The sequence below is a fragment of the Peribacillus sp. QJM3NY_7 genome, from assembly GCF_056173225.1.
The window spans coordinates 1,465,269-1,486,634 of record NZ_CM149663.1 but is presented as its reverse complement, the minus strand read 5'-3'; the positions used below and the strand labels follow the sequence as shown (position 1 = coordinate 1,486,634).

16 protein-coding genes are annotated in these 21,366 nt (G+C 39.1%); 3 read left to right on the top strand and 13 right to left on the bottom strand.

The window, feature by feature from the left end:
* Positions 1 to 109: 109 nt before the first annotated feature.
* The gene (locus AC0VX1_RS07195; RefSeq protein WP_475470564.1) at positions 110 to 1,504 is read right to left on the bottom strand and encodes a TrkH family potassium uptake protein; all 1,395 of its coding nucleotides are present in this window, start codon (positions 1,502 to 1,504) and stop codon (positions 110 to 112) included.
* Positions 1,505 to 1,694: 190 nt separating this feature from the next.
* Between AC0VX1_RS07195 and AC0VX1_RS07190 the strand changes: the two genes are divergently transcribed.
* A complete protein-coding gene (locus tag AC0VX1_RS07190) occupies positions 1,695 to 1,886 on the top strand; it encodes an alpha/beta-type small acid-soluble spore protein (protein WP_034314196.1) in 192 nt (63 codons plus the stop codon).
* 51 nt (positions 1,887 to 1,937) lie between these two features.
* Here AC0VX1_RS07190 and AC0VX1_RS07185 read toward each other — a convergent pair whose 3' ends face one another.
* From AC0VX1_RS07185 to AC0VX1_RS07170, 4 genes are all read right to left on the bottom strand, one after another.
* Positions 1,938 to 3,197, bottom strand: coding sequence for an anti-sigma factor domain-containing protein (locus tag AC0VX1_RS07185; RefSeq protein WP_475470562.1), 1,260 nt, complete (start codon positions 3,195 to 3,197; stop codon positions 1,938 to 1,940).
* Positions 3,194 to 3,937: an RNA polymerase sigma factor SigI gene (gene sigI, locus AC0VX1_RS07180; RefSeq protein ID WP_054397036.1), complete on the bottom strand. Its 744-nt coding sequence runs from the start codon at positions 3,935 to 3,937 to the stop codon at positions 3,194 to 3,196. Before sigI ends, AC0VX1_RS07185 begins: the two co-directional genes overlap by 4 nt.
* Before the next feature lie 354 nt (positions 3,938 to 4,291).
* Positions 4,292 to 5,074, bottom strand: a complete 783-nt coding sequence (locus tag AC0VX1_RS07175; protein WP_413010663.1) for a TerC family protein — start codon at positions 5,072 to 5,074, stop codon at positions 4,292 to 4,294.
* A 260-nt stretch (positions 5,075 to 5,334) separates the two neighbouring features.
* Positions 5,335 to 6,894, bottom strand: a complete 1,560-nt coding sequence (locus AC0VX1_RS07170) for an aldehyde dehydrogenase family protein (protein ID WP_475470560.1) — start codon at positions 6,892 to 6,894, stop codon at positions 5,335 to 5,337.
* Positions 6,895 to 7,667: 773 nt separating this feature from the next.
* Here AC0VX1_RS07170 and AC0VX1_RS07165 point away from each other — a divergent pair.
* Positions 7,668 to 8,861 carry an FtsW/RodA/SpoVE family cell cycle protein gene (locus AC0VX1_RS07165; protein ID WP_475470558.1) on the top strand — a complete coding sequence of 398 codons (1,194 nt, stop codon included), beginning with the start codon at positions 7,668 to 7,670 and terminating at the stop codon, positions 8,859 to 8,861.
* A 110-nt stretch (positions 8,862 to 8,971) separates the two neighbouring features.
* Here AC0VX1_RS07165 and nhaC read toward each other — a convergent pair whose 3' ends face one another.
* From nhaC to AC0VX1_RS07125, 8 genes are all read right to left on the bottom strand, one after another.
* A complete protein-coding gene (nhaC, locus tag AC0VX1_RS07160; protein WP_475470556.1) occupies positions 8,972 to 10,351 on the bottom strand; it encodes a Na+/H+ antiporter NhaC in 1,380 nt (459 codons plus the stop codon).
* Positions 10,352 to 11,085: 734 nt separating this feature from the next.
* The gene (locus AC0VX1_RS07155) at positions 11,086 to 12,033 is read right to left on the bottom strand and encodes an AEC family transporter (protein WP_034314223.1); all 948 of its coding nucleotides are present in this window, start codon (positions 12,031 to 12,033) and stop codon (positions 11,086 to 11,088) included.
* A gap of 120 nt (positions 12,034 to 12,153) precedes the next feature.
* Positions 12,154 to 13,848 carry an NAD-dependent malic enzyme gene (locus AC0VX1_RS07150; protein WP_413022110.1) on the bottom strand — a complete coding sequence of 565 codons (1,695 nt, stop codon included), beginning with the start codon at positions 13,846 to 13,848 and terminating at the stop codon, positions 12,154 to 12,156.
* Positions 13,849 to 14,139: 291 nt separating this feature from the next.
* Positions 14,140 to 14,847, bottom strand: coding sequence for a response regulator (locus tag AC0VX1_RS07145; RefSeq protein ID WP_098865242.1), 708 nt, complete (start codon positions 14,845 to 14,847; stop codon positions 14,140 to 14,142).
* Between the two features lies 1 nt (position 14,848).
* Positions 14,849 to 16,444: a DcuS/MalK family sensor histidine kinase gene (dcuS, locus tag AC0VX1_RS07140; protein WP_475470554.1), complete on the bottom strand. Its 1,596-nt coding sequence runs from the start codon at positions 16,442 to 16,444 to the stop codon at positions 14,849 to 14,851.
* Between the two features lie 770 nt (positions 16,445 to 17,214).
* Positions 17,215 to 18,548 (bottom strand): IS3 family transposase gene (locus AC0VX1_RS07135; RefSeq protein ID WP_475468889.1). Its coding sequence is split into 2 segments (ribosomal slippage): positions 17,215 to 18,176 and positions 18,176 to 18,548, totalling 1,335 coding nucleotides; the frame shifts between segments, so codons are not numbered across the junction.
* Between the two features lie 119 nt (positions 18,549 to 18,667).
* Entirely contained in the window at positions 18,668 to 20,242 is a 1,575-nt protein-coding gene (locus AC0VX1_RS07130) for a peptide chain release factor 3 (protein ID WP_413022112.1), read from the bottom strand.
* Between the two features lie 322 nt (positions 20,243 to 20,564).
* Positions 20,565 to 20,693, bottom strand: a complete 129-nt coding sequence (locus AC0VX1_RS07125; RefSeq protein WP_268563974.1) for a hypothetical protein — start codon at positions 20,691 to 20,693, stop codon at positions 20,565 to 20,567.
* 441 nt (positions 20,694 to 21,134) lie between these two features.
* Here AC0VX1_RS07125 and cspD point away from each other — a divergent pair, with 441 nt between their 5' ends.
* Positions 21,135 to 21,338: a cold-shock protein CspD gene (cspD, locus tag AC0VX1_RS07120; protein WP_034314240.1), complete on the top strand. Its 204-nt coding sequence runs from the start codon at positions 21,135 to 21,137 to the stop codon at positions 21,336 to 21,338.
* Positions 21,339 to 21,366: the final 28 nt, after the last annotated feature.

The window sequence follows — 21,366 nt, the reverse complement described above, 5'->3', positions numbered from 1 at the left end:
GTAGGACACTCACTTATAGGTAAATTTCAACATTTTAATCCATGATTCCTGCAAACAACACAAAAAACCTTTCCACCGAGTGGAAAGGTCACTGATCAACTTAAATCATTTACCCAATGATGACGCGTTCTTTTGGATAATGGAAATTTTCCGTAACTTCTTTATGGCCTATGATATACAGGAGAGAGGTTATCCCGACACGGCCAATGAACATAATGATCATAATGACAATTTTACCGGTATTGCTGAGGTCAGGCGTAATTCCCATCGAAAGGCCGACTGAACCGAAAGCCGAACATACTTCAAAAATGATTTGCATCAAAGTGAAATTTTCAGTAATGGATAATATGAAGACCGCCATTATGCAAAGAAGCGATCCCATGATCATAACCGCTGTCGCTTTTCGGATATCATCGGGATGAATCTCCCGTTTGAAAACTTTTATGGAACGCCTTCCTCTCATGAAATTCCATAAAAATAGAATCATGATGGCCAGTGTAGTTGTCCGGATTCCTCCCCCGACTGAACTTGGGGAGGCTCCAATGAACATCAATATGCTCAACAATAAAAGGGTCGGTTCCGAAAAGTCACTCACATTCATGGTTGCCAAACCGCCGCTCCGCGTATTGGAGGACATAAATAATGAGTAAAAGAACGATTCATGCCAGTTCTTATTTTTAAAGAACCTATTAATTTCCAGAAGATAAATCAGGATCGTTCCCCCAACGATAAGGGAAAAGAAAGTGACTGAGGTCAGCTTCGTGAACAAAGAAAAATGAAACTTATAAGTACGTGCACTATTGGACAAAAACTCCCTCAGCTCAATCAAGACAGGAAACCCAATGGCTCCAAGGGTAAGCAGGATAATCGTTATGAACTGTACAAAATAATCGTCTTTAAATGGAATCATCGATATACCGGTAATATCAAAACCAGCATTCGTGGTGGCACTTACGGCTAAAAATAAGCCATTTAAAAAGGCTTCTTTCCCGTTTGGAAAATAATTCAGAAAGTAAATGCCTAAAACGAGAGCCCCTATCATTTCAATTACGACAAATATCTGAATGATTTGGATCAATAATTTAACAAGACCGGAAAGATTCGATTGGTTTTGATCTGTCATGATCAATTGTCTTTCCTTCAACCCGATTTTCTTGCCCACTATAAGCCAGAAAAAGGTTCCGAGTGTCATGATGCCAATACCGCCAAATTGGAGAACGAACATGAGAATGAAATAGCCTACCTCATTATACACTTCGGGCAAACTTACAACTGTTAGACCTGTTACACTAACTGCACTTACGGCTGTGAATAAAGCATCCATGAATCCAAATTCCACGCCTGGCTTAAGAGCGACCGGCAGACTCAACAGTACGGTCGAGATGCTGACTGCCAAAACATAATAACCGACGATAAGCTGAGCTGGTGTTAACTTTGATAATAATTTTTTGATAGCAAACATAAAGAGTTTCCTTTCTTGCTCCTTTATAGTTATGCAAATCACATAACCATTAAAAATCTAGTTTACCCTTTTTTCATTCTTTTTTCCATTCTCTTTTAAAACTGACTTACTTACAACAAAAAGGCAGGTTTACCAATAAGTTTGATGCTGCTCGCATAAGTAAAACTCCACATTCTACTTATACTATCATTACAGCGGCAAAAGCCGTTGAAAAAGTAAAGGGGAGATTCAAATGGCTAACAGCAGTAACAACCTTCTTGTTCCAGGAATCGAACAAGCATTAGAACAAATCAAATATGAAATTGCATCTGAATTCGGTGTACAATTAGGTTCCGATACTTCAGCACGTGCCAATGGTTCAGTTGGCGGAGAAATCACGAAACGTCTTGTACAACAAGCACAATCTCAACTTAAAGGTCAATAATTCACAATTAAATATCCATGGCTAAGAGTCCAGCTGCATGCTGGACTCTTTTTAATGATTATGTCCATTTCCATTATTGCCTTTACCCCTTTTCGACTTATCCCAATCTTTCCTATCTTGTTTATACTGCTCACCCTGTTTACCTTGTTTTTCCTGCCTATCCTGCGTATCCTGTTTATCTTGTCTATCATCCCTACCCTGTTTATTTTGCTTATTTTTATTGTCGGGCTTTATAGAATCATCACTATTCTTTTCTTTGAGTGATGAAACTTTTTTTTCATCGAACTTTTTATCATTTTTCTGCTTGTCCTTTGATTGGTTGCTGTGATATCTATCCGATTTCCCTTTTGACTCGTTGCTTTTTTCCTTATATCCATTTATCGCATTCCGTTTTCCACTTGTATCTTCCCGTTCGGTTTGTTCCTTAATTTCGGTAACTCCCGCGTTTTTCCGTTCAGTCGGTTTGGCTTCATTGGCCGGCTTTTGTTTTATTTCATTTTCATTATTCTCTTTTTTCTTTTCTCCATCCGATTTGTTTTCCGCACTTAGCATTACGCCCTTTTCTTTCGGAATAATAACGTTTTCTTCGACTTTTTTAACTGGCGCCGGGGCAGGCTCCCTCTTATTGACCTTTATCTTATCTTTATCTTCATTCAACTTCTTTTCGAGATACTTACCCGTGGATATGCCTTGTTCCCTAGCGTGCTTCCGATCGCTTTTTGTTGCCTGGATCACTTTCATCTTTGTTTTGGAAACACTATCCTGCTCAGATATTTCTTTTATCTCCGCTTTTAAATTCTTATCCAGTTCTTTATTTTTTTCCATTAACGTTGTGGAAACGACTATTTGTTTATTTCCTTTCAAATAACCAAGTTGCTTCGTCGTTTCAACGATTCGGTTTGTAACAGCCTTTATATCCTTGCCTTTCCAGTCCTTCAGCTGACCGATCACAAGCTTTCCGTCTTCATTTAATCCTGTAAGCTTAAGAACTTCTAAATCATCGTCAAGCTCCAATTCAATGCTTGGATTCACATCTATCGTCATATATGCCGACACAGGACCAGAGAAATAAGAAGGAAGAATTGAAAAGAGAATCAGGAAGGTGGAGGCAATGCTTAGCACGGCCGTTTTTTTGAAAGATGAATGAATATTGGAAAAGGCTAAAGTGAATTTTTGTTTTGCAGGTGAAAAAGTGATTTCCTCACCCACTTCATATTCCCTTTCCTGCCTTTTGGTTTTCAGAAATTCACCCTCGGGGGTCAATAGGGTTACAAATCGTTTATTAACTGAAAGAATAACTCCTTTTTTCATTCATCGATAGCCCCTTTTATATAATCATTCAAATACAAAAAATCTCCGTTTATTATGATTGCCACGGCAATGATGTATTTTCTGTTCCGTTCAATCGTTTTTCTGCTTACTTCCACTTTTCCCTCAAGCTGTTTTACGGGCAGCCGCTTTTTTGCAAACAGGATTTCCTTCAGTTCGTCATCTTCCATTAACAATTTAGCGATCATAATAGCTCCCTTCCTGGCATCTGCATGTTTGGGAGAGTTTTCAACTAAATCCTCAAATGACAGACCAAAATCCTCTAGATGGCTTATATAAAGCTGAATTTCTTCTTTTCTTCTTTCCGATTCCTTCTGCATCTCGTATTCATTGATGGAATTTTCATTATCGATATATATTTGGCTTTGATCATTCTCATCATTCAGTGTTAAATCCAATAGGATTTCTTTATGTTTGGACTGACTTCTTAAATAATCTATAACCCTTCGTTTAACGAGGGTTTCGGCAAATGCCAATAAAGAACGGCCTTTTTCCGGGGAGTATTTTTCAATTGCCTCGTTAAAAGCAATCATTCCAATACTGAATTCATCATCTGATTCGTATATGTAACGTTTGCAAACCGATGAGACTGTTTTTGCAATAAAAGGTTTGAATGACTCTATAGTATCATTACGAAGGCTATTATCGCCTTGTTGAATTTTCAATACGGTTTCTTCTAAAGAACGCTTTTTTTTGAATGCTGTAAACAACAAACCAAGCATTTGCTCACCTCGCTCCTGTTGAACATAAAATACGCATCAACATACTTATCTTAAGCGGAGGGAGTCTAAAAGACAGTACCAAAAGAACTATTTTTGCGATAAAAATGAAATCATACAATTTATCAACATGATAAAATACTTAGTTTTTTCTCGTTTGTTACAGTGCAATTACAGTAAAATATCTTTTTCAGTTTTTTTGCCCAATACAATGGGACAATTGTCATTTTTATAACCGGAATTTAATATTCACATCTTTTAACATATCATTCGTAAACATACCTGCGCTTTTGAGGGTCATCTCCATAAATACTTTAAGAAGCAAAAAAAATAGGCGTGACCTGCACGCCTGTTTTTTTAAGCTTCCTGTATTTTTTTCTCTTCTTTCTCTTTTTTTTCTTTTTTGCTTGAAATGATCCATGCACCTGCTGCAATTCCAATCAATACAGTCCAGAAAATCGATTTCCAAAGAGTTGATTCAGGGAAATGATGATCAATGAAAGCAAGTGAAGGGTGTGCAAGTGTGTGTACCGCCAATTTCACACCAACCCAACCCACAATCAAAAATGCTGCCGTTTCAAGTGAAGGACGCCGATGAAGCAGCTTAACGAACGCATTTGCTGCAAATCGCATAATGATCAACCCGATCATACCGCCGAGGAACATGACAGCGAATTGCCCTCCGTCAATACCGCCGACTTTCATCCAGCCTGTTGCAGGAAGTGTAACAGCCAGCGCGACGGCAGCCAACATGGAATCGATTGCGAAAGCGATATCAGCCGCTTCAACCTTTACCACGGTCATCCAGAAGCCGGATTGCTTTTTAGGATTCGTGATTTCCTTCTCACCTTTACCAGCGTATTTTTTGTAAATGTGCTGAAAAGCGATGAAAAGTAAATAAATCGCACCGATTGCTTGAACTTGCCACACCTCGACAAGAAAGGAAATAAGGAATAGACTGGCAAAACGGAAAACAAAAGCTCCCATCAAACCATAAAACAAGGCTTTCCGCTGTTGTTCTTTTGGCAAATGCTTAACCATGACAGCCATGACGACTGCATTATCTGCAGCCAGTATCCCTTCTAATCCAACCAAGATAAGTAGGACCCAGCCATATTCCAATAACATTGATGCTTCCATCCATTCAACCTCCAATAGTGGTATTTCCTTCCTATTGGCATTGGCAAAAAGAAAAAGACCTCTGCCGTATAGGCAAAGGTCTTGCTGAACATGAAATCATGTCAACAAAGCCGATGAATGTTTAACATTCACGTAATGACGACTTTGTTTTAGGGCGAACCCTAACGCTACTCCCCTTTGAAAAGGAAAATCAGTTATTAAGTATATTAATAGTATACGCGCTCGTTATGAAAATAACAATCTTTTTTTATAAATGGATCTCATTTTCTGTTCCTTTTGGATAATTTTATCAACGATAAATATTCTTTGCCGAAACGAATCCAGTTCGGTTTGGCAGAAAAATAGTTCTGAAACAGCGATAAAAAACTCGTGTATTTCCCTTCATATGGATACCATTGTATTTCTGTATCGTTTTTACCTTTATCGATCATGATTGCTTTTTCATGGCAGAAAATCTTCAATCCATGCTCGCCATGATAGCGGCCAACCCCACTTTGTTTGGCACCGCCAAATGGTAAATGATGATTAGCAACCGTAATCAGCACATCATTGATCGTCACCGCACCGGTTACTAACCGTGACGCAATCCGACTTGCTTTTTCCCTATCCATTGTCCAAACGCTGGAATTGAGTCCATATTCACTTTCATTTGCCAGGGCGATCACTTCTTCCTCCGTATCGAAAGGCACAACAGGCAACACGGGTCCGAACGTTTCTTCTTTCATGATTTTCATGGAATGATCGACATTGGAAAGAATCGTCGGCGGAATGAAATGGGTCTGCCCCGTTTTCCACTCTTTCGGAGGTGTTCCGGTTTCAAGTACGGCCCCTTTATTCAGTGCATCCTCCAGTTGGTCAGCCACAATATCGACTTGTTTAGGGAAAGTCATTGAACCGATATCATCCTGCGATTGCACCCCCTGCCTCATGGACTTCGTTTTTTCTTTAAGAAGCATCAGGAATTCCTTATAAACAGGACGTTCCACATAAACCCTTTCAACACTCATGCACACCTGCCCACTATTTGTGAAAGCCCCCCAAAGAGCCCCGTTCACAGCCCGTTCCAGGTTAGCATCACGCAGAACGATCATCGGATCCTTACCGCCAAGCTCCAAAGTCGTTGGGATCAGGTCTCTTGCTGCAACCTCACCAATCATTTTTCCGGTCCTTACAGATCCAGTAAAAAATATATAATCTGGTTTTTGCTCAGTTAATGCCGCACCCAATTCTTTCCCTCCATGGGCAAACTGTATTGTTCCTTCTGGGAAACCAGCTTCAAGAAACAGATTTTCGATGCACGCCCCAACTAAAGGAGTTACCTCTGATGGTTTGGCGATGACAGTATTTCCAGCCGCTAGGGCATTAAGAATGGGAACCATGGAAAGCTGCAGCGGATAATTCCATGGTGAAATGACGAGAATCGTTCCACGGGGCATATAATGGATATAAGATTTTTTACCAATTAACAAGAGTGGAGTGGTGACCTTCCGCCCGGAAAGAGTTTTCACTGCATGTTTCTCGATATGCTTGATTGCATCGATCGTTGGCATGATGTCAGCAACCAGCGCTTCAATTTTCACTTTTCCCGCATCTTTTGAAATGACTTCTGCTATTTCATCCATCCTTTTAACCATCAATAAACGGAGCCGTTTTAAATAGTGCAGCCGTTCCTTGATGGGAAGATTCGACCATGATTTGAACGCATGTCTTGATTTCATATATATATGAGGAATCGAATTCAATGGTGTTGGGACGATTTCCGCAATCTTCTCACCTGTTGCCGGAGAAAACACTTCCAACTTGTCATGTATTTCTTCCATAACTACTCCCCTTGCTTTAACTTTTTTTATCGGTACTCCATATCATTTTTATGCTTTAAATAAAGATCGACCGAGGAGGAACACCTCCTCTGAAGTGCAGCAAAACTTATCGGCTGCACAGCTGTCAAAACGCCCTTTTAAAAGTGAAATTAGGATGCCTGGAAGAATTGATTAGAGCGCCTGAGCACTTTTCTTGAACAGATATACGTTCTTATACTTCACAAAACGTACGAAAATTCTCCCCTGAACCCTCTTTATATAATGCCAGAGACACAGCAGCCTTTATAATATAATCGCTTTGAACCAACTTCACAACCGGTTCTTTCTCTTCATAAGATTCCTGACCGACTCCCTGCCGCTTAATCGGTGTATTCCCCTTAAGATGAATTACACTAACAAATTCGTTTACAGTTTACAGTATCCACTGCATCACATCACGTTTTACAACTCAATTGGTGAAGCTCCATGAATCCACCTCCATCGCAAATACCATTAACTTAATCTTCCAGACATGATAGCGCTCCAAAATGGAATATATAGTAAAAAATCTTCGTTATAAAAAGGAATATTCACTTTTTTATCGAAGGTAATGTATATAAGAATCGAAATTCTGATAATCCGGCAGACAAGTTTATCGGTTTTAGTGTTTAATACTGGGTAATGGAGGATAAATTCATATTATCGAATAAAAATTATTATCTATATAACCGATTTTCCGTTACTATATAAGAAGGCGATTTTTTCGCGCATACATATTTGAGGTGAGCGCACAAGTGAAAAGAATAATTAAAGCATACGACTTCCCTATTTTCATCGCTGTCGTATTACTCTGTTTGTTTGGTTTAGTCATGATTTACAGTTCGAGCATGATCACTGCTGTCGCTCGATACGGCCAGTCCATGGATTTCTTCTTTGAGAAACAAAAAACAGCCTTTCTCATTTCATTCGTGGCAATGATCGTCACGATGATTCTTCCTTATAAGATGTACAAAAACAAAATGTTCTTGATGTCTATGATGTTTGGCATGGCCGGTATCCTTTTCCTGTTGTTTGTCTTCGGCCATACAGCAGGAAATGCCACAAGCTGGTTCAAGATAGGGACAGCATCGATACAACCTGCGGAATTTTCCAAGTTAGCCATGATCATTTATCTGGCAGCCATTTACGGAAAAAGGCAGGATCGAATCAATAGTATTGATAAAGCCGTCATCCCGCCGATTTTCTTTCTGGTATTCATCTGCTTTTTAATCGGAATACAGCCTGATTATGGAACGGCAGCGGTCATTTTCCTGATTTCAAGTACCATGATCATTTCATCCGGGATGTCTTTTAAGAGTATATTCAAACTCTCTTTGATCACTGCGATATTCGTTGCCATATTTGCATTGGGGGTGCTCGTGACAGGAAATTTCTCAGCCGTTCTTTCTGAAAATAAGTTATCCCGTTTTACCGGGTTTGCAGACCCTTTCGGAAAGGCGGGAGAAAGCGGGTATCAACTCGTGAATTCCTTATTCGCAATAGGATCCGGCGGCCTTACTGGAGTGGGACTTGGTGACAGTGTACAAAAATACGGGTACCTGCCTGAATCACATACTGATTTCATCATGGCCGTCATTGCAGAAGAGCTCGGGATATTCGGAGTGGGATTCGTTCTATTGACACTGGGTTTTATCGTCCTGAGGGGATTTGTACTTTCAGCCAAATGCAAAGATCCATTTGGAAGTCTTTTATTGATCGGCATCTCATCCATGATCGGCATTCAAGTCGGTATCAACGTCGGCGGAGTGACCGGACTCATCCCAATTACAGGAATCACCCTTCCATTCATCAGTTATGGAGGATCTTCCTTACTGCTGCTCATGCTTTCAATGGGCATATTCCAAAATGTCGTCATGCGAATGAACTTACTTGAACAGAAAGAAAAAGTCGTGTCCATCCCAAAAGATGAGATCGCGTCTTCAAAATAAACGATCAAATACCCCTGGCATTTCTGTTCATGGCAGGGGTTTCCCTTCTCAATAAGGTTATGGAAGTTATCACAAAAAAAACAGGCAGTCGAATCCGACCGCCTGTTTTTTCATTTATAATGGATACCGATTTTAGTAAAGCCAGAAATCAGGCTAAGCAAAGGACAAAGTAGGCAGAAAAATGCAAACGGAGCATATTCAAGGGTTGAAACACCCAATACCTGTGACAGGAATACACCGCAGACACCCCAAGGAACCAGAGGATTCACAACTGTTCCCGCATCTTCAAGTACCCTCGCAAGCGTTTTGGGCTGCAGGCCTAAATCTTCATATTTCTGCTGAAAAGCTTTCCCAGGCAGTATAACTGACAAATACTGTTCACCCACTAGAAAATTCACGCTGATTCCTGCAAATACAGTAGCGGAAATCACTTTCGCTACACTCGTCAATGAATTCTGTACCGCATTTAAAATAGAAGGAATGACTCCCAATTCAAACAATAGTCCGCCCATCGCCAAGGCCAGCAACACCATCGAAACGGAGAACATCATACTTTCAATTCCGCCCCGCGATAGGATTGAGTCAAGTTGTTCCATTCCACTCTTCAGTACAAAACCGCCGTATAAGATATCCGCTAGTTTTGCAACCGTCAAACTTGGGGTTTGTATGAAAGCAATGACAGCCGCCGAAATGATTCCTGCTGACAGAGTCGGAATCGCTGACACCTTTTTCAAAGCCATGATTAGTACGATGACAAACGGAATCAAACTCCATATGCTTATATTCGTTTCCATTTCCAGGGCTTTGGTCATGGCTTCGATTTCCTCAACGCGAGCAACTTTGACATTCGGTGAAAGGAAGTAAAAGATGATAAGCGATATGAAAAAACCTGGAATCGTAGTCCAAAGCATATTATTAATATGTTCAAATAATGGTGCTCCAACCGTTCCTGATGCAAGGTTGGTAGAGTCGGATAATGGAGACATTTTATCGCCAAGAAATGCACCGGAAATGATTGCACCGGCCGTAATCGCCAACGATAAATCCATCGCCGACGCCATCCCTATCAAAGCAACGCCGATTGTGGCTGATGTTGTAAGTGAACTCCCGATACAAAGCCCAGTTAGCGAACACACCAGAAATGTGATTGCATAGAAATATTCACCGGAAATCCAGTCAAACCCATAGAACATGATGGTAGGGATTGTCCCGCTTGCCATCCAGATCGAAATTAGCATTCCAATGAAAAAGAATATATAGATGGCTCCCATACCAGTGCCTGCACCTTTGACGATAGCCGCCTCCATAATCGAAAATGGCAGCTTCTTGAACTTTCCATAAACAAATAGAAATAGGAGTGCCGCTATAATTGGAATATGGGGGGCAAGTCCATAATGAATGATGCCAGTTGCAATGATTAAGAAAAGAATGGCCAAAACCCCGATTGCTTCAGGTAAGGAGAGTTTTAGCTTTGCATCTTCAAGACGCATGATGTATTTCCCCGCTTTCATGTTGTGTATTCACTGAGGTAAGGATCGGACCTTTTCACTCCTCATAATTACTGAAACGCTTTTAAGCACTAAAGTTACTAGCTAAATATAAAGGAGTTTCAGGTGATTGTCAAAGGAATAATAATCTATTTTAGTAGAATTCGATTCTTCATTCCTTTTTATCACAAAACGAAAACCCATACTTTGCTTCGTATAGGCTCAGCCTAGTATACCCTAAGATATAAGTCCTCTTCTTTGCTTGCCCCAAATAAGGACCTGTCTTAATCCAATACCGATATCCCTACAATTCTTTCCCTTATGTCGCAGCCCCACCTAAATGAACAGCAAACCGTTCCTGATCATAGATAATTTGGCTTTTAACTATGATTCCTGTACGCCGAATATTTAGATTTAAAATTTCATCAACTGCTGCATTCGAATGTGTAATTACACAAATTCTTTTATTATAACCTTATTTGGATTTATAGCGAATTTTTGCAATTGATACTTTTTGCGACGCATTTTCCTGGGCTTATACCTTTATTAAATCGCCATCCACACCTTTTAACTATCTATTTTTATTAATTTACCTTTACCTTTAACATAGCCTTAAATAAAAATAGCCAACATCTCCTCTTTTCAAAAAAAGGTTAATGTTATACAATAAGTTTGTTAAACATTTCACAAACTTCCGTTAAAAAGTATCCATCCAAGAAGGATGGATACTTAGAAGGCTACATTAACAAGGATATATAGATAGGTAATGTAATTAAAGATAGAATGGTACTAATTACAAATGAAGATGCTGTTTCAGTTGATAACGAATCAAATCTAGTTGAGATCATTGCCGCTACAGCAGATCCCGGAAATGATACTAGCAAAATGGCTTTAATTGTATCTGCATGATCAAGGCCAATTAGATGAGCAACCAGAATCATATATAATGGAATAGCCACAACTTTTAAAATGGAAATACCAAAAGCAATTGGTCGTAAGCTAATCTTACGGATACCCACGGTTACACCAACAGCAAATAATGCAACCCCAGATGTCACTGACCCAATTTGATCGAGCGCATTTTTTATGATATCCGGTGCCTGGAACCCTAATAGTGTTAATACAACAGCAAGTAAGGGAATACATGCAAGCGGTTCGCTAAGACCATGCAAAACGATACCCAGAATGTTTGTTTTTTCATCTTTAGATTTACCCAATCCGGATTGTCCGACCGTACCAACTATTGTTGCCAATGGATCCAGAAGGGCATTCACCACAATACCGGTAATCGCAATAGGTATAGCTATCTCTTGCGCCCCAAACAAGCTGCCTAATACAGATATCCCCATAAAAGCAAAGGCTGGCTGAGTTGCGTTTAATGAAAACATAGATGCTTTAGTTAAATCGAATTTAAACACCAAACGAGCCACTATTAAAAGGATAATGTAAAAGCCAATAACACCTATGGTCATAGTTAAGAAAAATGACCATTGATTAATTAAGGTTTGTTTTGAGGTTGTTGTGATCCCAATGAATAAGTGTGCAGGTAATGCAAATTTTGTAACTAACGTGTTAAGCCCTTTGGATGATTCTGAATTAAAAACTTTAAAATACCCACCCAAATAACCAATAATAATTGTAAAAAAGATTGGTATTAATGTTAAAAATATATTCCCAATATTCACTCGAGATGCACTTCTCTTTCCAAATAAATTGTCCGATTTAAAAGATTACTATGACTGACTTATACGGAGATTCCCCTAAAACGGATCCCCTTTCTTTTGAGACAACAAAATGATCTGGATTTATTTCCCACGAATAGTTTTGTACTCCGGCTTCCACATGGATTCTGTTATTGCTTTTTCAATATCTGTTATATCCGCTTTCGCAATGCCTTCTTCAATGGCTGTCTTTGCCACTTCAATGGCTACAGATTTAGAAACCTCTTGCAATTGTTTGATTGAAGGGAGTAAAGAAGCACCAGGCTTACTGCTATCCGATAATCTTGAAACAGCAGATGAGGCTGCTGCAAGCATTCCCTTAGAGACTTTTGTTGCTTCTGCGACAATTGCACCAAGTCCAAGTCCTGGGAAAATATATGCATTATTAGATTGTCCGATTGAATAAATCACATCATTATAGTCAACATCATCAAACGGGCTTCCTGTCGCTATTAAGGCTTTACCTTGAGTCCACTTTATCAGGTCTTCAGGAACAGCTTCCGCTAAGGAAGTCGGATTTGACATCGGCATAATTATAGGATGTTCCACGTGCTTTGCCATTTCTTTTACAACTTCTTCTGAGAAAGCCCCTGTTTGACCAGAAGTGCCGATTAAGATGGTTGGTTTAACCTTTTTTATTACCTCTAATAATGGAATAATTCCGACTTCATTCCGCTCCCAGTCCTCGACTTCCTCAGCTTTCCGGCAATACGACTTTTGGAATTTCAAAACATCTGGAATGTCATCTATCAACAATCCACGATAATCGACGGCCCAAAAGTTACCATATGCCTCTTCTCTGGAAACGCCATCTAGGATCATGGCTTCAACCATTTGATCAGCATTACCGATTCCTGCTGCACCTGGACCAAAAACAACCACCCTTTGTTCCTTTAAAGGAACACCAGTTACTTGTAAGGCAGACATTACGGCGGCTAGTGTTACTGCACCTGTACCTTGTATATCATCATTAAAAGTGAGAATTTTCTCGCCATAATTATCGATTATATTTCGTGCATTTATATTTCCTAAGTCTTCCCAGTGAAGTAATGCCCTTGGGAAGAAGACTTGAGACATTTTAACAAATAAATCAATGAATTCGGTGTATTCATCACCGCGAACACGCCCAAACCTGTTACCAATATACAGTGGATCACTAATCAGGCTTTCATTGTCTGTCCCAACATCCAGGACAATAGGTAGCACCCTGCTTGGATCAATTCCAGCAGCTGCTGTGTAGACTGCCAATTTGCCAATGGCTATGTTAATTCCGCCAACTCCCTGATCTCCGATTCCAAGAATACTTTCAGAATCTGTAACAACTATTAAATCGATATCATCAGATGAAAGGTCCAGGTTTTTAAATGCATCTTCCATTCCCTCCATATTATCAATAGATAGGTAAAGACCTCCTGGACGGTGATATTCCTGGGAGTACTGTTGAATAGCCTCTCCTACAGTAGGTGTGTAAATGATCGGCAGTATTTCACTTAGATGGTCTTTAAGTAGACGGTAAAACAGGACCACATTCCTATTAAATAAATCATATAACATTCCATTCTTCCGAATATTGCTCGGTTGAGTGGAGAATTGTTCATAAGCTCTTTTTACTTGTTCCTCAAGAGTAAGCACCTGGGATGGTAGCAAGCCTACCAATCCTAGCTCCTTTCTTTCTTCATTAGTGAAAGCGACCCCTTTATTAATAAATGGGTTTGACAGAACACCTTTTCCTCTTAAAGTTGTAACCAAACCCGTTTTTGTCTTTTCATAAGCTGTCATAGACTTTCCCTCTTCCTAAAAATGTATATTTAAAAATGATCATTACCAGGCAATAGAGTATATTCTTCCCTGGGGAAGTGTAATTACTAAAAGAAAACTGTAAAAAGGAAAATAAATATACAGCACAAAAATAATATTTCCTCATTACTGCTTATTTGTTCAATCTTGTGGAAAATTTATAAATAACTCAATCGCCAGTCTATATCTTAGTAGTCATTTACGGAGGACACTAGCTTATTTAACTAATTTTAGTATTATGTAATTAAAAAAAGTAAGCAGCACTTTGGCTGCTTACAGATAACGTTGAATAATATGGCTCTTTTCATCATTAAATTTGTGTTGGGAGACTGGCCGGCCTACCGTTCCATAGATTACCTTAACATCAAGGACACCGATATCCTTCATGAATTTTAAATATTTCCTTACTGATACCCTGGATATACCCGCCACATTTACGACTTCCTCTGTTGAAAAGGGAGAATTTTTAAATACCTGTATCACATTCCATATAATCTTTAAGGTATCTTGTGCTAATCCTTTCGGTAATTCCTCTGGTAAATGAATTTCTTCTTGATGCAAAATTCGATAATCCAATTCTTCTTGATTTAGCATATTTTTATCTTGAATAAAATCTGATTTGTTCCGATATGCTGATAAGGCCGCGTTAAAACGGTCAAATTCAAACGGCTTAATTAAATAATCAACAGCACCTAGTCTTAATGCTTTCTGAATCCTCTCAATGTCCGACGCAGCAGAAATGACAATAACATCTATCTCTTTTTCACTTTCTCGAATTTGCGAGAGTAAATCGAGTCCATTTTTCCCAGGCATGAAAATGTCTAATAGAACTAACCCTATTCTTTGATCTTCCAATACATTCAGAGCTTGATCCACTGAGGAACAGACAGCAGCTAATTCGTAGCCATCGACTTGATTCAAATAGCGCTTATTGAACTCTGCAACCATCGGGTCATCTTCTACGATCATTACCTTAATCATCCTACATCATCCTTGCTTTGTATGGTATATAAACCACAAACGTTGTTTCTTGACCTTCTTTTGAACTAATATTGAGATCTCCTCCTAGCTTATCCAGGCTTGCCTTAACTAAATATAAACCAATCCCCCTGTCCTTTCCTTTTGTTGTATATCCTTTTTGAAGGATATGATTAAGATTGGCATCAGATATTCCCTGTCCAGTATCATGAACTTCAATAGTTAAAATATCATCTGCATAATCAAACTTTAATTCAATTCGTTTAACGGGCCTTTTTTCTACTGCTTCTATGGCATTGTCAATCAAATTTCCTATTATCGTAATTAGCTCATGAGTAATAGCTGCATTTTCTGGTTCGGGCAATTGAAAGTCAGAGGATAATGCCAGCTTAGCACCTGCTTCCCTTGCATAACTTAGTTTTCCAATTAAAAAACCGGCTAGTACTGGATCTTTAACGGTTTTGGTAATAAAGCCAATCTCGTTTTCTCTGTGGTCAACAAGATCACTAATATATGCTGCAAGCTGATCATAATAATGCATATGCACCATACCAAGTATTACATGAAGTTTGTTCATGAATTCGTGCGACTGGGCCCTTAACGATTCAGCATATAAGCGGACTCCAGTCAGCTGTTCCGCCAGCAGATGTATTTCTGTTTTATCACGAAATGTAGCCACGGCCCCTACGATTTCATCCTTCACAAATACTGGTACCCTATTCACTAGTAAGACACTATCTTTTAAATCCTGCTCTTTATCTAATTCGACTTTTCCGGTCTCCAGGATTCTATCCAGGTTTGAGTCAGGCATATAACTAGTTACCTTTTTACCCGTTGGATTTTCATTAATGCCCGCTTTCTTAAATATCTTTAAAGCTGCTTTGTTTACGAGAGTAATGGTTGAACTCTGATCTACCGCTATGATTCCCTCTCGAACTGATTGTAATATGGCATTTCGCTCTTTTAAAACCTTCGCAATAGCAAAAGGTTCCAGCCCAAATAATATTTTCTTAATATACCTTGCCAAAAGTATTGCGCCGGCAATTCCGGTCAATATTCCAAAAACGGTTCCTACATAAATATTAAAACGGCTTTTTAAAACAGCATCATTAACTTTTTGAAGAGAAATACCGACCACCACGGCTCCAATTTGATTATCCTCTGAATCATAAACAGGGGTGAAAGAACGCAAAGACCTGCCTAAAGTTCCTTTGGAGATAGAGATGTGCTCTCTACCTCGTAATACATCTTTCTCATCCCCTCCAACAAATTTTTTTCCTATTTTACTTGGATCGGGGTGAGTTTTCCGGATTCCATTATTATCGATTATTACTACAAATTCTACATCTGTCGATTTTTTTATCCTATTGGTAAATTGCTGAACTTCCTGATTGTTTTCACTTCCACTTAACGCTTCGATTACAAGCGGGGTTTGTGCTGCCATTCGTGCTACGTTTACTGCTTTTTCAGTCTGGCTCTTTTCTATAGTATCTGCAACTGTTTGGCTAATGAGAATATCTGTAATGAATAATGAGAGGGCTACCACCCCACACACCAGTATCATAATAGTAAACTGTAGACTCCATTTACCTTTCTTCACTTCTACACACCTCTTTGGTCTAAAAACTCTATTAACTTTAAGGGATACTTTTATGTTAAGTATGTTCATTTTACTTACATCACACAATTATTCGGTACTGTATCAAGTTCAAAAAGGTAGCCAAGTGATTTAAATCAATTAAGAGAAGATATATAACCTAACCATTTGCTAATGTATCCTTAAAAACACTGATTCAACCGCAATATTTTCCAAATAATAAAACAGACTATACCTTCTTAGGCTTAGATATAAATTAATTATTCCCCTTTAATGTCTGAACCCCAACTTACCTCGATAGTTCAATATAAGTAATTTTTGCTTGTTAAATCCACAAGTTTTCTATTCGTATTATGCAGTTCATAAGAAGTTTAGCGGAATATCCCAGCAATTCTTACAATGCTCGAAGTTACTATGAGTTTCTTATTTAACCTTTCCAATTAGTTACTATTTAATTTTCAAAAATACAGCTGTCTGCCATCTTCTATCTCCATGTTTCCGTATTAAATCGACATGTTTAAAACAGGAGGAATGATTAAAATACACGCATTTTCAACAGACTTCAAATCAACAAAGTATTAAAGAGAGTACTCAAGAATCTTCTACCCTATCTAGACTTTTTGACCAAAAAGGGTCGTCATTTTCCCAAGTATGGAAACATGTTTAAGCTACTATCAAAAAACCCTTTCGATATTTAAACAATGCCCCAGATAAAGGAAAAAGCCCGTGTATAATGAACTGTGCCCCATTTTACGGACAGTATAAAAAAGTGCCTAAGCGGCTAATAAATGGTCCCGGTATTGTACCGGGGCCATTTTCTTTAGCCCCCATTGATAACGATGATCATTATATTCTTCAATAACTCGATCAACTTCTTCCTTCACATCCGTTAAATGAGTACATGTTTTATATTCTGCCAAATCCTTAAAGTGGCCAAAGAAACTTTCCATTGGCGCATTATCCCAACAGTTTCCCTTGCGGGACATGGATTGGGTTATCCCAAGTTCCTTCACTTTGCGCTGAAATAGCGGATGGGTGTAATGGAACCCCTGGTCAGAATGAAGGATTGCATTCGGATGGAACTTGTGACACACAGCCTGCTTTAGCTTACTTAAAGTCTCGTAAACGATATCCATTTCTAATGAAGTGGATAAATGGTACGTAACGATTTCTTTTGTCGCGGCATCTTTTACGCAGGATAAATACGCTTTTTGGCCTTTCCCATAATAAAGATAGGTAATGTCAGTAAGCAGGACCTTGCCTGGCTCCTCCTGATTGAATTCACGATCAAGGAGGTTTGGACAAGTAAGGTGCTCCTTGGTTGCTTTGGCCATCTTCCGATATGGGTTGGCCCTTCTGATTTTCGCTAGGAGATTATATTTTGTCATCAACCGCCTGATTTTTTTATGATTCATTACCGCTGAGTAGTCATTCTCCATAATCATTTTGATTTGGAGGGCGCCTACTTTTTCCTTTTTACTGATGAAAATATTTCTAATCAATTCTATGTCCAATTCATCCTGTTCTTCACGAAGCTCACGGTAAGGAGCTGCCTTTAACCAATCATAGTAGCCACTTCGACTTACACCAGCCAACTTGCATAGATAGGAAACAGCCTTCTTTAATTGGTGTATTCTGATTGTCCTTTCAATTAGATAGAACTTCTCAGCAACAGTTAGAATCATTTCTTTTTCAGAGCCTGCCTTTCTAGCTCTTCCAGCTTTTTTAGGAAGTCATTTTCTGCTTCAAGGAATTTGATTCTCGCCTCGGCCTTCCTAAGTTGGTCCTCTACAGACTGTGGCTTAGAAGTGGGGCGTCCTGTACTTCCTTTTCCACGGCGTTCCGTAAGGAAGCCTTCCTCACCAAACCTTTCAAAGGTACTACGCCAGCGCTGTAGACAACGTTTAGGTTGTTTCTTTCCAATTATTTCGAGATTAAATCCCTGGTCAATGAAAATTTGAGAGGGGGATTTCCCCTTTTTATAATCCTTAACAGCTTTTGTCTTAAATTCCGGACTATAGGAAATAGATCGCTCGGAAGCACTAATGATATTTGGATTCTTTTCAAGTTCTTTAATCTGAAATTCAGTATATATATTCTTACTCATAGAAACCCTCCGTCCATACTCATTACATCTATTGAAACATAAAAAAACCCGGATAAGGGACACTTTTTTATGTGTGTCCGTTATCCGGGGTATAGTTCATAAAACACGGGCTTTCTTCTTTATTTCAAATCCATTGGATTATATAATTCCACGTCAGGATTTTTATCTTGGAACCAACGAAGTGCAAACTCATTTTCAAATAAGAATGCATATTTATCAAACCGGTCCTTAACAAGGATGCTTCTCGAGCTATGAAGGTTTTCATCAAGCTTTTCATCTTCAGCCCAGCGTGTAATCTTGCTGCCCATGCGTTCCATCACGACTTCAACATTGTACTCGTTCCTCATTCGATGCTCGAATACTTCAAATTGAAGCTGCCCAACCGCACCAAGCAGATATTCTTCCATCCTAACCGTTTTGAAGAGCTGAATTGCCCCTTCTTGTACAAGTTGGTTAATACCCTTATGGAAATGTTTCTGTTTCATGACGTTTTTAGCTGTTACCCTCATGAATAGTTCCGGCGTAAACTGAGGCAGCCTTTCAAACTGAAACATGTCTTTGCTTGTGGTAATCGTATCGCCAATTTGATAATTACCAGTATCATATAAACCGATGATATCTCCGCTTACCGCTTCATTTACAGTGTTTCGATCATCAGCCATGAATTGGGTGGAGGAAGAAAGGTTGATCGGTTTCCCTGTCCTGCTCAAGTTGACGCTCATTCCACGCTCGAATTTACCGGAGCAAATGCGTAGGAAGGCGATTCGGTCACGGTGTTTTGGGTTCATGTTCGCCTGGATCTTGAAAATGAAACCGGAAAAATCATTGCTGACAGGATCCATTTCACCTGACGTTGTCATCCGTGCTTGTGGAGCTGGTGCAAACTTCAGATAAGCATCCAAAAACGTCTGAACACCGAATGTCGTTAAAGCACTTCCGAAAAATACAGGACTAAGTTTTCCATTCGCAATGTTTTCTTCAGAGAATTGGTTACCCGCTTCCGTCAACAGCATGATTTCTTCCAAAGTTTGCTCATATAGCTGGGAATCCTTAAGTTTATGATCCACTTCGAGTTCACCATCTTCATTCAACGGAAGGAAACGCTCTTCCCCTTCAGTTTTGAACTGTTCAATCCGCTTGTTGAACCTGTCGTAAATGCCCACGAAGTCTTTTCCCATCCCGATCGGCCAGTTCATTGGATATGTTTCTATTCCTAATACCTCTTCAAGTTCGGCAAGCAATTCCAGCGGCGTTTTACCTTGTCGGTCCATTTTATTGATAAAAGTGAAAATCGGTATACCCCTCATCCGGCATACTTTGAATAATTTAACCGTTTGATCCTCGATACCTTTTGCCGAGTCGATGATCATCACGGCGCTATCAACAGCCATCAGTGTACGATATGTGTCTTCACTGAAATCTTGGTGGCCCGGTGTATCGAGAATATTGACACGGAAGTCATCATAATCGAATTGCATGACTGAGGATGTAACGGAAATTCCCCGTTGCTTTTCAATTTCCATCCAGTCACTGGTTGCATACTTCCCTGTTTTTCTAGCTTTAACTGTTCCGGCATCGCGGATCGCGCCGCCAAACAGCAGTAATTTTTCTGTCAAAGTCGTTTTCCCGGCATCCGGGTGAGAGATGATTGCGAAGGTCCGTCGGGATTGAACCTCGTCTTTTAAATTAGTCATAATATGTTCCTTTCATTATTGGAGTCATCAATAAAAAATTTATAGGAGGTTTATTGTATTTTTTACATTGGAATGGCAACCTTTCTTTGTATGCAAAAATCCTGATCATACACAATATATGTAAGAAGAAATATATCATAAGGCTTAAGCATTGGCTACTCAGCATTCATTTCAATCAACCTTTCTATTTTAACACGATATGAAGGAAAGATGTAGAGGTGAATGAAACACCCACTAGGGGATTTATTCAGATGCAAAACAAAGGACGCTTAATAGCGCCCCTTATCTTGATCCATATGATTACCGTTCATTTATTCATGATTTATTTATTTACCTTGCAGTTTTTAACGATTTTTGATTCCGCTTGTTCTTCCAGCGTTTTTTTACTTCCTTGAATATGATTGGAGCAGCAAAAATGAGAGCTCTTTTTAATAATTTCTTCATTTTTCATCAGTCCTTTCTTTCTTATCCTATACCCGATTATTTTCGCAGAAAACTTTAATGCCAACTTGTTTTCCTGTTTTCACCATAAAGCCATTTCATATTTGACATGGAATCCCAAGTCAAATTTCAATCAAGGAAAATCCTGCGCGACAATATCGTTATATTTCCCCATATAAAACCTGTCTAATATTATTTTCCCCAAATGGGAATGTATAAATTACTTCCATTTGTTTTATCCTTTATAAAGGTGGGTATATACTAAAAAACTGGAAATTGCTCCAGAGGTTATTGTGGTAATTTTTCCTGTAGGCTTTCACATATTATCAAGCATCATCGTATGATAATCTTAACTTGAATGAGGGTGCTGGATAATGTGTGAAATTGATTTTTCCCTCTAGGTAAAATCATCACCATTAATATTTTTTAACTTTTTAGGAGGATTCATCGAATGACAGTAACAGGTAAAGTGAAATGGTTCAATAGTGACAAAGGATTTGGTTTCATCGAAGTACCAAACGGAGATGATGTTTTCGTACATTTTTCCGCCATTCAAGGAGAAGGTTTCAAAAGCCTTGATGAAGGTCAAGAGGTTGAATTTGAGATCGAAGAAGGAAACCGCGGACCTCAAGCTAAAAACGTCGTAAAACTCTAAAGCATAGATACACAAACATAATTGATAG

Bases quoted from the DNA above. Each gene is read 5' to 3' on its own strand.
- cspD (WP_034314240.1), top strand. From the start codon at position 21,135: ATGACAGTAACAGGTAAAGTGAAATGGTTCAATAGTGACAAAGGATTT.
- AC0VX1_RS07125 (WP_268563974.1), bottom strand. From the start codon at position 20,693: ATGAAAAATGAAGAAATTATTAAAAAGAGCTCTCATTTTTGCTGCTCC.
- nhaC (WP_475470556.1), bottom strand. From the start codon at position 10,351: ATGCGTCTTGAAGATGCAAAGCTAAAACTCTCCTTACCTGAAGCAATC.
- AC0VX1_RS07175 (WP_413010663.1), bottom strand. From the start codon at position 5,074: ATGGAAGCATCAATGTTATTGGAATATGGCTGGGTCCTACTTATCTTG.
- sigI (WP_054397036.1), bottom strand. From the start codon at position 3,937: ATGCTTGGTTTGTTGTTTACAGCATTCAAAAAAAAGCGTTCTTTAGAA.
- AC0VX1_RS07190 (WP_034314196.1), top strand. From the start codon at position 1,695: ATGGCTAACAGCAGTAACAACCTTCTTGTTCCAGGAATCGAACAAGCA.
- AC0VX1_RS07130 (WP_413022112.1), bottom strand. From the start codon at position 20,242: ATGACTAATTTAAAAGACGAGGTTCAATCCCGACGGACCTTCGCAATC.
- AC0VX1_RS07185 (WP_475470562.1), bottom strand. From the start codon at position 3,197: ATGAAAAAAGGAGTTATTCTTTCAGTTAATAAACGATTTGTAACCCTA.
- AC0VX1_RS07145 (WP_098865242.1), bottom strand. From the start codon at position 14,847: ATGATTAAGGTAATGATCGTAGAAGATGACCCGATGGTTGCAGAGTTC.
- AC0VX1_RS07150 (WP_413022110.1), bottom strand. From the start codon at position 13,848: ATGACAGCTTATGAAAAGACAAAAACGGGTTTGGTTACAACTTTAAGA.
- AC0VX1_RS07170 (WP_475470560.1), bottom strand. From the start codon at position 6,894: ATGGAAGAAATACATGACAAGTTGGAAGTGTTTTCTCCGGCAACAGGT.